14 protein-coding genes are annotated in these 14,842 nt (G+C 44.8%); 6 read left to right on the top strand and 8 right to left on the bottom strand.

The genetic code is table 11. The features are described 5' to 3' along the window. Positions 1-534 precede the first annotated feature (534 nt). Complete coding sequence (locus QMG91_RS11745; protein ID WP_022599158.1) at positions 535-1,455, bottom strand: LysR family transcriptional regulator; 921 nt, start codon at positions 1,453-1,455, stop codon at positions 535-537. A gap of 332 nt (positions 1,456-1,787) precedes the next feature. Between QMG91_RS11745 and QMG91_RS11740 the strand changes: the two genes are divergently transcribed. After that, positions 1,788-3,020: an acyltransferase domain-containing protein gene (locus QMG91_RS11740; protein ID WP_022599159.1), complete on the top strand. Its 1,233-nt coding sequence runs from the start codon at positions 1,788-1,790 to the stop codon at positions 3,018-3,020. Positions 3,021-3,039: 19 nt separating this feature from the next. On the opposite strand, the gene QMG91_RS11735 is transcribed toward QMG91_RS11740, so the two are convergent. Further along, complete coding sequence (locus QMG91_RS11735) at positions 3,040-3,819, bottom strand: thioesterase II family protein (RefSeq protein ID WP_022599160.1); 780 nt, start codon at positions 3,817-3,819, stop codon at positions 3,040-3,042. A 181-nt stretch (positions 3,820-4,000) separates the two neighbouring features. On the opposite strand from QMG91_RS11735, the gene QMG91_RS11730 reads away from it, so the two are divergent. Genes QMG91_RS11730 through QMG91_RS11720 form a run of 3 tightly spaced genes read left to right on the top strand, consistent with a single transcriptional unit; the run spans position 4,001 to position 5,914 of the window. Continuing rightward, positions 4,001-4,546, top strand: coding sequence for a GNAT family N-acetyltransferase (locus tag QMG91_RS11730; protein WP_022599161.1), 546 nt, complete (start codon positions 4,001-4,003; stop codon positions 4,544-4,546). 1 nt (position 4,547) lies between these two features. Beyond that, the gene (locus QMG91_RS11725) at positions 4,548-5,015 is read left to right on the top strand and encodes a GNAT family N-acetyltransferase (protein ID WP_022599162.1); all 468 of its coding nucleotides are present in this window, start codon (positions 4,548-4,550) and stop codon (positions 5,013-5,015) included. Between the two features lie 53 nt (positions 5,016-5,068). Next, positions 5,069-5,914, top strand: coding sequence for an alpha/beta hydrolase (locus QMG91_RS11720; RefSeq protein WP_281826637.1), 846 nt, complete (start codon positions 5,069-5,071; stop codon positions 5,912-5,914). A 6-nt stretch (positions 5,915-5,920) separates the two neighbouring features. On the opposite strand, the gene QMG91_RS11715 is transcribed toward QMG91_RS11720, so the two are convergent. The 5 genes from QMG91_RS11715 to QMG91_RS11695 form a co-directional block, all read right to left on the bottom strand. After that, on the bottom strand, positions 5,921-6,583 hold the full coding sequence (locus tag QMG91_RS11715; protein WP_281826635.1) for a sigma-70 family RNA polymerase sigma factor: 663 nt from the start codon (positions 6,581-6,583) through the stop codon (positions 5,921-5,923). Continuing rightward, entirely contained in the window at positions 6,573-6,974 is a 402-nt protein-coding gene (locus QMG91_RS11710) for a c-type cytochrome (RefSeq protein WP_281826633.1), read from the bottom strand. Before QMG91_RS11710 ends, QMG91_RS11715 begins: the two co-directional genes overlap by 11 nt. Before the next feature lie 83 nt (positions 6,975-7,057). Continuing rightward, on the bottom strand, positions 7,058-7,660 hold the full coding sequence (locus tag QMG91_RS11705; protein ID WP_004399196.1) for a ferritin-like domain-containing protein: 603 nt from the start codon (positions 7,658-7,660) through the stop codon (positions 7,058-7,060). 401 nt (positions 7,661-8,061) lie between these two features. Beyond that, a complete protein-coding gene (locus tag QMG91_RS11700; RefSeq protein WP_281826630.1) occupies positions 8,062-9,948 on the bottom strand; it encodes an alkaline phosphatase D family protein in 1,887 nt (628 codons plus the stop codon). 120 nt (positions 9,949-10,068) lie between these two features. After that, positions 10,069-11,511 (bottom strand): lipopolysaccharide biosynthesis protein, encoded by a 1,443-nt coding sequence (locus tag QMG91_RS11695; RefSeq protein WP_281826628.1) that lies wholly within the window; start codon positions 11,509-11,511, stop codon positions 10,069-10,071. Positions 11,512-11,854: 343 nt separating this feature from the next. Here QMG91_RS11695 and QMG91_RS11690 point away from each other — a divergent pair, with 343 nt between their 5' ends. Beyond that, positions 11,855-13,000: a glycosyltransferase gene (locus QMG91_RS11690; protein ID WP_281826626.1), complete on the top strand. Its 1,146-nt coding sequence runs from the start codon at positions 11,855-11,857 to the stop codon at positions 12,998-13,000. Positions 13,001-13,118: 118 nt separating this feature from the next. Then, entirely contained in the window at positions 13,119-13,508 is a 390-nt protein-coding gene (locus QMG91_RS11685; protein ID WP_022550177.1) for a hypothetical protein, read from the top strand. Between the two features lie 307 nt (positions 13,509-13,815). Here QMG91_RS11685 and QMG91_RS11680 read toward each other — a convergent pair whose 3' ends face one another. After that, entirely contained in the window at positions 13,816-14,838 is a 1,023-nt protein-coding gene (locus tag QMG91_RS11680) for a hypothetical protein (RefSeq protein WP_004399201.1), read from the bottom strand. Positions 14,839-14,842 lie beyond the last annotated feature (4 nt).

Genomic DNA, 14,842 nt, shown 5'->3' with positions numbered 1-14,842 from the left:
TATATAAAACCATATCAGCATGGTCAGCGTATTGACTAGTAATTCAGAGGGTTTCGGGAGCGTAAGAAGTTCTTCATTGTGCTGAAAAACGATCTCGCTGCTTGTGTGTATCAAACAATTAATCAAATAAGCCGTGAATCTACTAAACAGCACTCTGCCAAAGCGTTGCTATATTAAATCTGCTCCTTACGTGTAATTTAATGAGCCAGATAATTATAGTTCCAATAAAGCCTTTTTATTTATATGGATATGTGGGTTGGCTTTTTCATATTGTCTGGAGCCTAATGTCGAAAGAACTGTAACTTGATATTTCTGTCAATTTAAGAGATGAAATAAACCACTTAAAATATGTGGTTAAAGGGTTGCTAATAAACCTTTTGGGTTGTTTATTGACCAGTTTAATATTATCAACATTTCATAAAGATGCTTAATTTGCATTCAAATGTTAAAAGATCGAGCAAAATACCCCTGGGTTTTTTATAGATATTAAGCTCGATAATTTAACATATGGTAGACCTTAAAATTTATATTGAGTCAGCAGCTCGTATAGTTCATTCCTGAAAAGATGTCTGCCCCCATTAAAAAATCAATTAAATGTCTGATTCTGGCGGGCATTTGTTTTCTGGACGGGTAAACAAGGTTGAATATTTTGGGTTCACTACGAACACCACACGCCACTTGAACCAGTTCTCCAGCTTCGATTTCCTTTTGAATGGTGCAGGGTATAAGCAGACCTATTCCGACGCCCATTTTAGTGAGTGTCTGCATCACCAATGGAGAATTACAACAGTGATAATGCTTAGGTGCGACGGTGACGGGTTTTCCCTCATAGAAGAGTTTTTGCAGATTGTTGCTCGCCGATTGCTGCTCAAGAAGGATCCAATAGTGGGATTCGAGATCGTCGGCACATAATGGCATTCCGTGTTTTTCAATATAATCGGGGCTGGCAAATATGTGAGCACTTTGCTCGAACATTTGTCGGGCAATAAGTGAACTGTCCTGAGGGGAGCCGACACGTAAGGCAAGATCGATGTTTTCAGCGACAATGTCTGACTTGTGGTCATTCATGATTAAGTCGAGCTCAACATCTGGGTATTCTTCTCTGAACGTTTCAAGGATGGGTAGCACCTGATTGATGGCGATGTCGTATGTCATGGTCAGAGAAACGCGACCAGACACTTCTTTTGGTGCAATCAAAGATTCCACATGTGCTAACAGGTAGGGTAACTGCTTGACCTCGTTATAAACCTTTTGTCCTTCGAGGGTGACAGACAGTTTCCGGGTAGAACGGTGAATGAGTCGAGAGCCCAGTTGAATTTCCAGTTCGGACAGCTGTTTGCTCAGCTTTGAACGGTCAGTTTTGAGTCTTCTGGCCGCGGCAGAAAAGCTGCCAGCTTCGACAATAGCAGCAAACATTGCCATGCGCTTTAAATGGGCGAAGTTACTTGCATTCAAAATTGCAACACTCCATGTCTTTTATACCACCTAGTGATAATTGTGAATTTATAAATAATTGAAGATATCTGAGTATCGACAAGATTCTCAGGTAGAAAAGTGTATAGAAGCTAGAAGACCAGCTTAATGCATGAAAATCTTTCAAATTTTTACAAATGAGCATGATATTCGTAGATTCGACGTCAATTTGCTCGATCAATCAATTCACTATAAAAAATCTGGGATTACGGTCTGAATTTTTCGGGTGCGCTTTCAGGTGTTCTGTATTTTGAGGATAACCCTCCGATTTTCAGCGCCTTCAGACCTGAAGTTCCATTCAAGGAGCGAAAACAATGTTCCATTTAGATAAGACCCATGCTTCAGGGGTGAGCAACCAGGAAGCAAGTCATTTTTCAGCACAGTTTGGCAACACAAATACAGAGGTTTCACAGCGTCTAAAACCAGAGTCAGCACAGGGAGGACAGGGCACAAATTATCTTCAAACAGATCAAGAAGATTCCCAAGATGGAGCCACAATAAGCAATGGCAAACCAAGTGTCGTTTTCATGTTCAGTGGTTACGAATCTGAACCTCATCGCTGCGCAAAACCATTGTATGAAAACTTTGATTTCTTTCATGAAAGGGTAGAGGAATGCTTATGGCATTTAACTCAGATTGATGGACATCTTGCCGGAGAGACGGAGCGATTTTTTGGAGAGTGCCAAACCGAAGAGGGGAGACCTGTTAGTCAGGTTCAACTATTTGTTTTTGAGTACGCGTTGGCTTCGACTTTGATTCACTGGGGAATCAAACCCGATGCCCTGATTGGTGAAAGCCTCGGGGAATGCGTAGCCGCCTGTATCAGCGGTTTACTGGACATTGATGATGCGTTGTCGATGGTCTGTTCTCGCCAGCGCTTGATGGAAAGTGCGCAATCCGGGGCGATGTTTGCTGTGCCAGAAAGCAAGGAGCAGGTAAACGAGTGGCTGGACGAGTGGAATGAAGAGCATACGGAAATGGAACAAAAGCTCTCGCTTGCTTACGTTAATGCGCCAAACGAATGTGTTGTGTCTGGCGGTTCAGACCCCTTAACTCATTGGCTTGAACAGCATGCAAAGGAAGCGATAAGGGGTCAGTACGTATCGCAAAGGTACGCTTTCCATTCAGACTTGATGTCGGAGGCGTGCAAAACCCTGGCGTCTTATATAGAAGGTCTCCCAAGCCACCCAATTAAGACCCCTTTCGTGTCCACCGTAACAGGCAGGTGGGCTCAACAGAGTGAGGTAGAGAGCACGGGTTACTGGGCAAATCAAATTCGGCAAACCGTGCAACTGGAAGAAGGGTTAAGGTGCGTATCTGAAGAGCTCGGGAATTGTATGCTGGTCGAAATTGGGCTTGGGGAAAGCATGTCCAAGTTGGTTGAGCAGCAAGGCAACGATGATTTATGTGCCTTTCCGCTCCTTCCCGAGTTGCTTGCTGAAGACATCGCATTACCGCAAAACTTCGCCTGCCAGTGTGTGCTCGCTTCAGTCAAAACACTCAATCAATATGGCGTCAATATCCGCTGGGAACGCGTACCTGCTTAGTCCTTAACCCCGAAAAGGTTTAAGCGTCAGCAAGTAGCTGTTCTGTAATTGGCTGAACGATATCGACAAGCTTTTTACTCACTGAGTCAAATTGCTTGTCGATAAAAAAGTGATCCCCTTCAATCATCACCAACTCAAATCCCGCTGTTAAGTGGTTTTCCCATCTTGGCAGTGTATGCGATGGAATGGTGGTATCTTTGGTGCCACCAAATAATGTTGCTGGAATATTGAGTGGAATGATTTCTGAGACCTTGTGTGTTTCGGCAAGTTTAAAATCGGACCTTAAGCCAGGAAGAAGTAAAGCCATTAGTTCATCATGTTCGATGACTTCATCAGGTGTCCCGCCCATCTCTTTCAACCTTCCTTTAAACTCTTCATCAGACAATCCGTGCATAGGTCGCTCAGAGTTAAACTCATGCGGCGCACGTGAAGCGGCCAAAATGAAATGAACGGGCAGTCTCATCCCTTTACTTTTTAGTAGCTTAATCAGTTCGTACCCGATTCTTGAACCTAGGCTGTGTCCCCAAATAATGAAAGGTTTATCCATCAGTGGAATTAGAGCTGTTGCAAGATCGTTGACCAAGGCACTCATATTTTCGTACGGCGCTTCTCTTAATCGACTGCCTTTACCCGGCAATTGAACTGCGCAAAGCTCTACATCTAGCCCTTCTATAGATGCATAAGGAAGGAAAGAACTGACATTCCCTCCCGCATATGGAAGGCAGAAAATTCGTAAAGCGGCGTCGGGTTTAGGGTTTGGGATGGCAAACCAACGATTTAAAGAGGTGTTACCTTGCATTTTCATTCCTTTCAAAACAAGAGAACGAAGAGGATAGCTATGTTGTATAAGAATTAAAACCTTTGTTTCATTTCACTACAATGTCTGTCATCAACGGCTTGGTCATGCTGACACAAACAAATTAGTAGTTAATTAATACCGGATTGATTATATTCCCGCGCAAAGAGAAAAGGAGTTCAAAGTGTTTGAAATCGTTACAGAACGGCTGATTTTAAGGGACTTTATACCTGAGGACGTATCCTCATATGTTCGCTTAACACAAGATGAGAAGTATCAGCGCTTTTACGATGAAGAGGATTGTTCTGTCGAGAAAGCAGAGTTTCTGGTTAACTTGTTCGTTGAGCAAGCATCAGAAATCCCTCGCTCCAAATATCAATTAGCCATTGTGCTCAAAGATACCAGTCAGGTTATCGGTACTTGCGGCATTCGGATAGAAACCGATCATCAGGCATCGATGGGATGTGGCGTAGCTCGTGAGTTTCAAGGAGCTGGATACGCTCAGGAAGCCGTCGAAGCGATAGCTGCCTTTGGCTTTGAAACATTGAATGTGCATCGACTCTATGCCGAAACCATCGGTGCGAACAAAGCAGCAATTGCGATGTGCCGCCAGTTTGGAATGAGAAAAGAAGCTCAGTTTGTTGAACATCGGTTTTTTAAAGAACGTTGGTGGGACACCGTTATCTACGCAATATTGAAATCAGAATGGAATGTGAAAAAGGACAGTTAATATGTTGAGCTTACAACCGATGGAACCTAAGCATCTGGAGCAGGTTTCCGATTTACGTGTCGAAGAGTCGCAACTTAAGTTTGTAGGGACCATGGAAGAAATTTTGGTCAATGTAGATGACAAGGTGCATCCGAATGTGATGCTTTCAGGTGACAGAATTGTTGGCTTTTTCCTAATAGATACCAGTTACCCTGCAAGCTACGAGTTTGCCCAATCTGGTTCTTTGGGGCTTCGAGCGTTTTTCATTGATAGTCGATATCAGGGAAATGGATACGGGAAGCAAGCCGTTGCGAGCCTAAAACCTTTTCTCAATGATCAATACCCGAACCATCATTCCATCTATCTAACCGTGAACTGCAAGAATCCCGGCGCATATCGTTGCTACGATCTTGCTGGTTTTCAAGATACCCAAGAGCTCTATCATGGTGGCGCTGCCGGACCACAGCATATTATGGTGATGTCGCTCTGATTGAGGATACGCCATTATCTATACTTAGATTAGGTCGGGTTCGGAAGTAACAAATGAATAGATCTAAATTCGTTATCAGTTTCTTTGTCTCTCTTATTGCTTTTGCGGTAAAGCCCGCTTTTGCCGTTGATCACCATAAGTTTTTAGATATTCCTTATGGAGAGCATCGAAAGCAGAAGTTGGATGTGTACTTTCCAAAGTTTGCGCGCAGTGCACCGGTGATCTTTTTTGTCCATGGTGGGGCCTGGCGAATTGGGGACAAAGGCACGGGATCACAGGTTAAAAATAAGATAGAGAAATGGGTATCTCAGGGAATGGTAGTGGTATCAATCAACTACCGGATGCTGCCTGATATTCGACCAGTAGAACAGGCTCAGGATGTTCGAAAAGCTCTGCGCTTTTCCCAGCAACAAGCTGGTGAGTGGGGAGCGGATGCCAGCCAGTTTATTCTAATGGGACACTCTGCCGGTGCCCATTTGGTGTCGCTAGTTTCTTCTACACCTGCCGTTGCGGAATCAATGGAAATCGAGCCGTGGCTTGGAACAGTCTCCCTAGACACTATGGCTTATGACGTGACTAAGATAATGAAAGGGGATGATGTAAGCTGGTTTTATAGAAATGCCTTTGGCGATAATCCCATTTATTGGGAGCAGGCGTCACCAATTAGTCAGCTCCGAACCGCCATCCCTCCATTTTTAGCCGTATGCTCTACGAGCAGAAAGCTGGATTCGTGTTCCCAGTCTCAAGATTTTATTGAGAAGCTCCGTGAGTTCGGTGGGCAGGGAAAGCTGTTGTCTGTGAACCTGTCCCACCGAAAACTGAATGTGTCTCTGGGAGCAAAGTCCACTTACACTGACCAGGTCGATACGTTTATCCAGCAATTGATTTCCAGTCGATAGTGTTTATCAGTTGAGAGTTTTGGGTCTACACTTCTGCCACTCAGACAACACGTTTCGGGTCACTGTATTACAACGTTCGCCAGCAAACTCGTAGAGCGACATCGACTCTCGTTCCATATGAGCAATCAACTGAGACTGAAGCTGAAGTCTGGCACGTCGATAGCGAGTTTTGATGACATTTACATCCAGTCCGAGCGAGTCTGCTGTTTCCAGAGATGTCATTCCCTGTACGCTACGCATCACAAATACGGTTCGATACATGACGGGTAACTGGTCTATCTCTTTTTCTAACAACTGGAGTATGTTTTGGTTCATCACTGGCTCCGATACAGAAAAAGTGGGACAGCTTGAAACGGGTTCGTCATCACCAAAAAACTCTAAACGTTGATCGGTACGTAGCCGGTTCAGAGCAACGTTTCGAGTGATCACGGTTAACCAGCTGGAATAGCCTGTTGGTCCCCGAAAAGAGGACAGACTTTGAAGCGCACGCAGGTGGGCTTCCTGAACAATATCCATTGCGTCGTCGTTACTTTGAGTGAACCCTCGGGCAATGCGAAACAGCAACTGATTATATCGACGAACCAATACCTCTGCGGCTTGGCTGTCTTTTTCTAATACTCGCTCGACAAGGTCGATATCAGAATAAGAGGTTAAATCGTTATTCGTCATTATCTAATCCTGTACATTCTTCTGATTCGTGATTGAGGGATTTCAGGTAAATGATCACTGCCTCCCTCTGCCCGCTATCTTTGATACCCGCTACTGTCATTTTAGTCCCCGGAATGGTTTTTCTTGGGTTTTCTAAAAAACGATCCAGAGTTTCTGCGTTCCAGACGCTTTCAGAATCAAGCATTGCCTGGCTGTAACGGTAGTTTTTTTGACTGCCAATCTCCTTGCCAAATAAAAAGCAGTGCTTCGGACCCGTGCGATGAAAGGTGGGGGAGTGGCATCCAAGACAGGTTTGATACACCTCTTTACCTAATTCAAGAACTTCGCCCTGCTCAAGAGCTTTAGCCTGAGCAAATGGGGCTAAAACCAGTAATAACAAAATGCAACGCATAACTTCTCCTGATAACGTTGGTGAAACGGGCTGAGAGGTATACTCAGCCGATTTCGTTGCTCTGATGCGCAAAGTAAACGCTATTAAGAAAAGAATGCGCCTGGAACTGGATCCAGTCCGAGTGCATTTCTGAGGATAGCCCAGTGCATGGCTTCGTCGGCCAGAATACTGGCGGCTGCTTTGGAGTAATCCCTGTTATCGAATAATGGAATGGCACCAGCATAGGCACTGACTGCTCCGCGCTCTAACTGGGCAGCAAACATTAAAACGTCTGAAGGGCGTTTGAGTTGTTCGACGGGAAACTGATACTGTTCTTCGGGCGTATTGGGTGTGCCACCAAGCTGGGTGACAACCGATGCGAGCAGTTCGATGTGCTCTTTGTGATGTCCCTGAAACTGTACGGCAACTTTAAGTAATTCTGGGCTTAGTAGCTGGCTTTCCGCTCCTAACTGATAGGCCGCAACGGCTTCCTGCTCCGCGGAGATAGCTGTGTTCAGAATGGCGATATCGTTTTGAGCGGTAGAATCGGAGGCATAACCACCATGATGGTTTGCCCGAGCAGTGTAACAACCGCTCATCATGGTTAGTGCTGTGGCAGAAAGTGTTGCTGCGCCAAAGCCTTTAAGAAAACCTCGGCGATTAAACATATCCTTGTGATAGACATTGATTGCTTCTTTGGTACTCATTCTTTTTCTCCTTTATCACCCAGCCAATTTTCTGGGTGTTAAAGGTAAAGATGAGTTCGCGGCAGAAAGGGAACAAAATTTAATCGCAAAAGGTCAATATATACCCAAGTGACCTCAAGATGCCGGATTCAGAGCCTCATATTCTGTTTCAGTTCAAGCCTCTCTAATTTCAAAATCAGGAACGCAGTGGAATGACGAGTCCTTTCCAAGTTCTTTGACGATGAAATGGAGCAGAATATGGGCTCCCAAGGGCGAGTTTAACTGACTTTCATACTGCGTTACCGATTCTTGATTTAGAACCACTAGATCTTCAAATCGGTGTCTTGTCTGAAAGCCAGTTCCTTTCTTCTAGATGAATAGGTCGCTGAACCTAGCATCTTGAGGTTACTTGGGTATAAGCTCTAAGAACTTTGCTTTGTTGGTGTGAAGTCCACTTCATCCCCGTCCCCTTTTAGAATGGACACTCGCTGGGGTTTTCCTGTTGAATCCAGTCTTACTTCACCGATAGCGGTGGAGTTTACCAACCTGCGCATGCCTTCTATGCTTGGGTCGCGCTTTTGGATTTTCAGCCGCTTACGTTTGGTGAAGAAATTCAGTGGAGAGCGAGGGGAATAGAGTAACCTGTCCGCGTGGTCACAAAAGCCCAACAGAGGCTCTGGGAACTGAGCCTTAATACCACTGCACGTGATCTGATGAATATTAGGGCTGCATTTTCTAAACCTGAGTTTAATGTCGTAGGCGAACGAGTAGTGAACATCCCCAGACAGGATGACAAAATTAGTCGGTGTTTTGGTGTGCGTAAATATGCTCAGGAGTGTATTGGCACTTCCCGGGTGTGCCATCCAGTTCTCGGCGTCGATCACCAGCGGCTGACCCAGCATGGTCATGGCCTTTTGTAGCGCTTCAATAAATTTCACCCCAAACATTGGTGCAGCAGACACAACGACTACCTTATCCTGATGCATCAGCTCATGTTGAAACTCCATCAAGGCTTCCCAGTCCATCAAGCCAGAAGGTTTATTCATCTTCGATTCTGAACGCCAGCGTCGGGTGCGGGTGTCTAATACCACGACTTTAGGGGAGGTTGGAATGGTGTAATGCCACCTCTCGAACTGGTACAGGTATCGTATAAACGCATCCTGAGATTCTGATTCTGGCGAATCAAAATAAGCGTTTGCCAGCGCCATAAATTCGGAATTGAACTGATGAGGGTCATTTCCCCAGCCCTGACAGAGCCAGTAACTGATAAGCCCGTTGCCAATGATTCGTTCCGAGAACGGGTGACCATACATTGCTTGCTCCCACCCTACGGTGAGGTTCCAGTCGTCGGTGATGTCATGGTCGTCAAAAATCATATAGGTCGGAATGTGTGCCAGTAGCCTCTGGATGTTAGATAAGCCAGCTACAAACAAACCGATTTGTTCTGCCTCTTTAGCCCAGCGTTGCTTGTTACTGTCGCTTAATGAATCCGGTGCCTGTGTGTACCCAAGATGCTCCCATAGCGTTGGTGACCACACCAAAAGGTACATGGCAAAAAATTCTGAAAAGCTGATCAGATGGTTTCCGCAGTCGCGAGAACTGAATATCGGAGATTCGGACTGTGGCAAAAACGACCACAACCAACTGCGTTCTTCGATATAAGTGGGAAGCAGCGACTCCCGACCATAAAAGCATTGAGGGTGGGAGTAGAGTTCAGAAGCCGTACCAAAGGGAGCACTCTCAAAGGTTTCTTCTGGCAGACCGAGCAAATCTATAACCTGTAAAATAGCATTCAGCATTGGTCCGGCAACGTGATCGGCGTAAATTTGATCACCCGACATCAAAAGCATGTCTGGTCGCTCTGTCACCTTTTGCGAAAGCACTTTATTGTCAGCCGCGACCAATGCATCTTTGCCATTGTGATGAGGATTGCGACAGGAACCATGAAGGATGTATTCAGCGGATGTAGAAATCTTAAACTCAATTCGCTGTTCTTGATCATAAGTTAGATGAGGGTACTGAGCAGCGAGGCTTCCATATTGGGTGTCGAAGTCATAGGAAAGTGTTTGGTCGACGGGAAAGTCATTTTCCAGATGCACCAAAGTGACGTAAGCATTCTTTCCAGCCTTAACGGTCGAGACATCGGCCATGTCATGGCTTAGCCAAGGCATGTCGGCTTTATCCAAAAACAACTCAAATGTGCCGGTTACGGGCTCACTGGTAACCAGCCAAAAGACCAGCTCACTCGCAGTGGCTTTACGTAAAATGGGACCAGATATTAAGAAAGGAAGCGCTTTTTGCTGATTCATAAACTCTCTATAGGAACGCAAGCATCTTAAGGTTATTTGATTATATTACCTTAAACCTCGTATCCGCTTCTGTATACAAATGTAAAAAGCGCTGAGAGAACTCACGTTTATGAGTGGTGCTTACGCGACTGATTTTGAAGATGGCTTCTTCAAGCTCAATTTGCACAGCAGCGCCTCAGGTACAGGCAGAATCTTTAGATAAATGAAGGCAACAGATATCGCCAGACCAACTCCTGTTCCCATTACTATTTCAGGTACTGCGGGTAAGAGCTTAACTAGCCATTGATACACTCCCCAAGCAACAACAGAAAGCATAGTGCTTAATATCCATTTGGAATGATTGTACGGAAGGTATTCCATTGACTGGCTTACAGAATAGAGCAGTAACAGTCGCATTGTGTATGCGCTACCGAGTACGGCAACCACTCCCCACAATCCATAAATAGGTACAAAGATGAAATACCCCGCAGTGGCGACAACAGCGCATATCCCCTGAATCCACATCTGTGCTTGGCTGGAGTCTCCGCTGTAGCAACCCAGGTTCAGATAATCGCCCGCGTTTTTAATCACGTTTATCGCGAGCAGGACGACCACAATGGTACTGGATAGCTGATAGCTCTCGGGAAGAGCAAAAGCAATAAAACCCGGTACGGTCAGGATCATTCCCAAACCAAAGAATATTCCCAAATTAGTGCCAAGCATGGCTTTGTCGGCGCAAATCTGTTTGCCATCTGGTTGTTGTAACAAGGAGATTCGATTGGGGAACCACCAGAGCGAGTATGGTTGCAACACTAAACCTAAGATCAACGCAAACTTTACGGCAATCGCGTACACCGCCAGTTCTTCTACACCCACATAGCTGGCGAGCAGCCATCGGTCTAAACCTGTAATCATGTACATAGATAAGAAGCCAGCGAGTGTAGGCAAACTGAATTGGAGCAGCATTTTTGAATGCTTAAGATAACCAAAACGCCCCATTTGTTGCCACTGATACCCAAATAGGCAAAGTAAGAGCAAGCTACTCGATACTGCACCAGATATCAGGACCGCATCTATGCCGTATCCCAATTCCAACAAAACAAACGTTAAAAATGCCTGACCGAGAGCTTTACCTACGTTCAATACGCAAAATCGCTTAGCCAGTTCATTCATTCTCATCAAAGTCAGTGGAATGGTAATGAGACCATCCAACAAGGTTGGTACGGCTAAAAGTAAGATCTGATATTCGGATACCGCTACAGGAAGCAGAGTAACGAAGAGCGGGATGGTTGCGATTAACAGCAAAGCGCCTAAGACGCAAAAAATGGCACTGAGTGAGAAGCAATTTGAAATTAGGGTACGTTTTTCTTCTCCCTTTGCGGTGCCCACATAGCGATACATGGCATTAACCAACCCAAAGCTAAACACTATCGTACCTATGTCTGCCAGCAGTAATAAGGCTTCCAAAGAGCCGTATTCACTCAGCGACAGTTTACGGGTCAGGTAAGGGATCATCATCAGCGATACCCCTTTCATCATAATGATGCCAACAGCGTAATAGGCAGATTGAGTCAATGCTCTCATAAACAGGTTACCTTTTTGTCGGTTCGTTACTGAATGTACAGAGCAGAAAATATGCCATTTCGTAACCTATTGATTTTATGCATTTAAATCAGATCGAAAAGCAAACTAAAGCGCCAGCTGAATCATTTGACGCATCGGAATTCAGATTGCTTGTCAGAATGAGAAATTCATCTGGTCGCGACGACAAGAGCACAATGGTCATATCGTAGGTGTCAGAAAAATAAGGCTATTTTGAGTTGGTTCGGATTTTGCCTAGTAACAAGTTAACAAGCGAGGTCAACGAGCTAAACCAACAAGCTAAATCAACAAGACCTAGGCACAAATCGACATTAAGAGAACGACTATGAAAAAAGTAGCCTTCATCACTCCGAAATACCCAGTGCTCAGTGAAACCTTTATTCAAACCGAGGTGGATTCCATTCAAGCGTGCGGACATGAAGTATGTGTCTTTGCCTTTGAGAAAGTTCCAAGTGACAAAGCGTTTAGCTACGAGGTGTTCAAAGTTGGAGAGGATGCTTCCAAATCCATGTACCGCAGAATAAGGCTAACGGGGATTATGGCGGCGATGGGCTTTGTAAATGAACAGGAAGGCATGCCTAAGAAATCACTTTTCTATTATGGCTTGAAGTTGGCGCTACAGCTTGCAGAAGCGAACGTTGATCATGTTCACGCGCATTTCTGCCAGCATACTGCGGCACATGCCATTGTTGCAGCCAAAATCCTGGGTATCAGCTGTTCGTTTGTCGGGCATGGACATGACGTGTATGAATCGGCATTCGATATCGACAAGAAAATACAGGCAAGCGACTTCGTTGTCGCGGTTTGTAAAGACATGATGCGAGACTTCGCTGATTTGGCGAAAGGCAATATCAAGCTTCTGCATTGTGGCGTAAAAACAGAACGCTTTGTCCTGCAGGAAAAAATGCCATCGGATACACTCAGATTGGTTTTTCTGGGAAGGCTGGTGGTCTCAAAAGGCGTTCAATACTTACTTGAAGCCCTGGTTCCAGTGGTTGAACGCTACAATATTCAGCTCGATATAGTGGGCGACGGAAATATGAAAGCTCAGTTAGAAGCGCAGTCGGAGTCTTTAGGGCTAACCGACCATGTAAACTTTCTGGGTTCTCAACCACATTCCTGGGTGAAAGATAACCTGTCGCAATACGACTGTCTGGTTGCTCCATTTTGTTTTTCCGATACCGGTTGTGTCGATACCGGTCCGCTGGTTTTGAAAGAGGCGATGGCAGTTGGTACGCCTGTGATTACATCCAACATCATGGGGTGCAAAGAAATCGTTTCTCCAGAGACGGGATACTTGGTGAATGAGAAAAGTGCTGCTGAGCTAACCGAAAAATTGGTGGCGTTTGCTCAACTTTCGATTGAGGAAAGAGTGCGAATGGGGCACAGCGCCAGAGAACGAGTGGTTACTCACTTCAATGCACTAAAACAGGCAAAACAACTGTCGACCTGGATAGAAAATACCGCTTAAAATCGCTCAAAAAACGTTTACTTGCCTATGACTTTATTATGACAAAGGTTGCACTTTCATTTTATAAAACATCCTTGCTGTACGGGAAATTTGGAAAAATTACTAAAGGATAATCATCATGAAAACTCGCAACGTAATGGTGTCTTTGGCACTGCTAATGTCTGCTCCTGTCTGGGCAGGCATTTTCGGGGACAGTGCTTCAGCAAAATTTGAAAATTATCAGGAGATGGCTTCTTCCGGTATTTTTGAGCAAGGTTGGTTACCCCCTTATCTACCAAAATCTGCAGTGAATATTGAAGAAAAACACGACATGGATACTAATGTCGTGATGGCAACGTTTGAATACGATCCACAGGACACCGGATCTGTTCAGGAACACTGCGATCTTATGACCGAAACGGAAGATAGCGCTCGCTACGCTTGTGACAATGGTGAAAGCGAAGCTTTCATTGAACTAAGAAAAGATGGTAGCGCGACTTACTCAAGTCAGCCTAAAGTCACAGAGTAAAATAGGGAATAAGCTATAAGTTTATGTCTCTAAACAAAAAAATCCCCAGTTTGATGCTGGGGATTTGACTTAGATGTATCTTGGTTTTTTTTAGATATTTCTATTTTTAGTTATCTGACGATGTCAGAGACCGACTTGTTGTCGGTTAGTTTCGCAAGCAAAGGTGCTCTAAATTTTAGATTTTCATCTTCCTTCACAATACATCATTCTATTTCAAGATGTAAATGCCAAAAGCAGAAAATCCTGTCTTTTTTTTGAACACTTTGCCGAGTTAATTTAGCTTTGCGTATAACTCTTTGAGAGAAAACTACTTTTTAGGTGCAGAACTTTTCTCTCCGTTTACTAGAATCTCCAGGTATTGGGTTAGCCTGTCCTGCATTTTTTCTTTGCACATGTTTTCGTCGCTGGCGAGTTCCTGCTTGATGAGCAACAACTCCTGAGACAGTTGAGTCACAAACTGAAGCTTCTCTTTTCGGTACTGGTTTTCCAGTTGCTGCCTGAGCACCGCCGGATTTTGTACCTTCTTAGGAGTAATAAAGGATTTTAGAGTTTCGACGATTCTATCCAGCAGGTTGTAAACTAAGTTTGCCGAGAACCCCCCAAGCAGTGCCGTGGTAATGCGAATTGCAGCATGGTTCGCTTCGGAATCTGCAATCAGATCGTTGGATTGCGCTACGGAATCCAAGTTAATCGGAATCAATTGCGTCAGAGTAATACCCGATATCAAGCCGACAACGAACCTTACCCAATAAGAGCTTTCGTGTTTTGGGTCATAGATGCCCTGAGTAACGTAGCTATTGGCTTTGAACAAACCTGCAAAGGAAGCACCGATAGCCGCGGATGCAAGTAACATTGCCTGAACATAAAGCAGATCGGTGCCTTCTAAATCAAACATGCTGCTGACCATGTTTTCATTATTGATCGAACCCGACAGGCTAAGTCCAATCAAAGAAAACAGTGAAATCAGTGCAACTGCCATCATTCTTCGAATCAGCGGGACACTACCAAGAAACAGAAAAGGAGAGGCTTCTTTATTTTCCTCGTACATCAATAAAATGGTTTGCGGTTTGGCTGGTGCAACCAGTTCCGCGAGTTGATTGTAGATGTCGGTAATCTGCTGAGCTCTCATGTCTGTTTCCTCAGACAAATCAGAGTTGAGTAACCGCATCAGCTTGCCAGGAACGGTCAGCCCTTTAGAAAACGCATAATGTGCGAGTACTTCACACTCGTTCTCCAACTGGTTAAGGAACTCGCTGTCGACAATGTGTGGTTCCGGATGATTCGCTTTTCTTTGCTGTGTATCCAATTCATCTGTGTGCGGCATGTCCATAGCA

This window comes from Vibrio nigripulchritudo, assembly GCF_027924785.1.
GTDB lineage: Bacteria > Pseudomonadota > Gammaproteobacteria > Enterobacterales > Vibrionaceae > Vibrio > Vibrio nigripulchritudo.
Note: the sequence above shows the minus strand (reverse complement) of the source record. Positions and strands in the feature narration are given on the sequence as shown.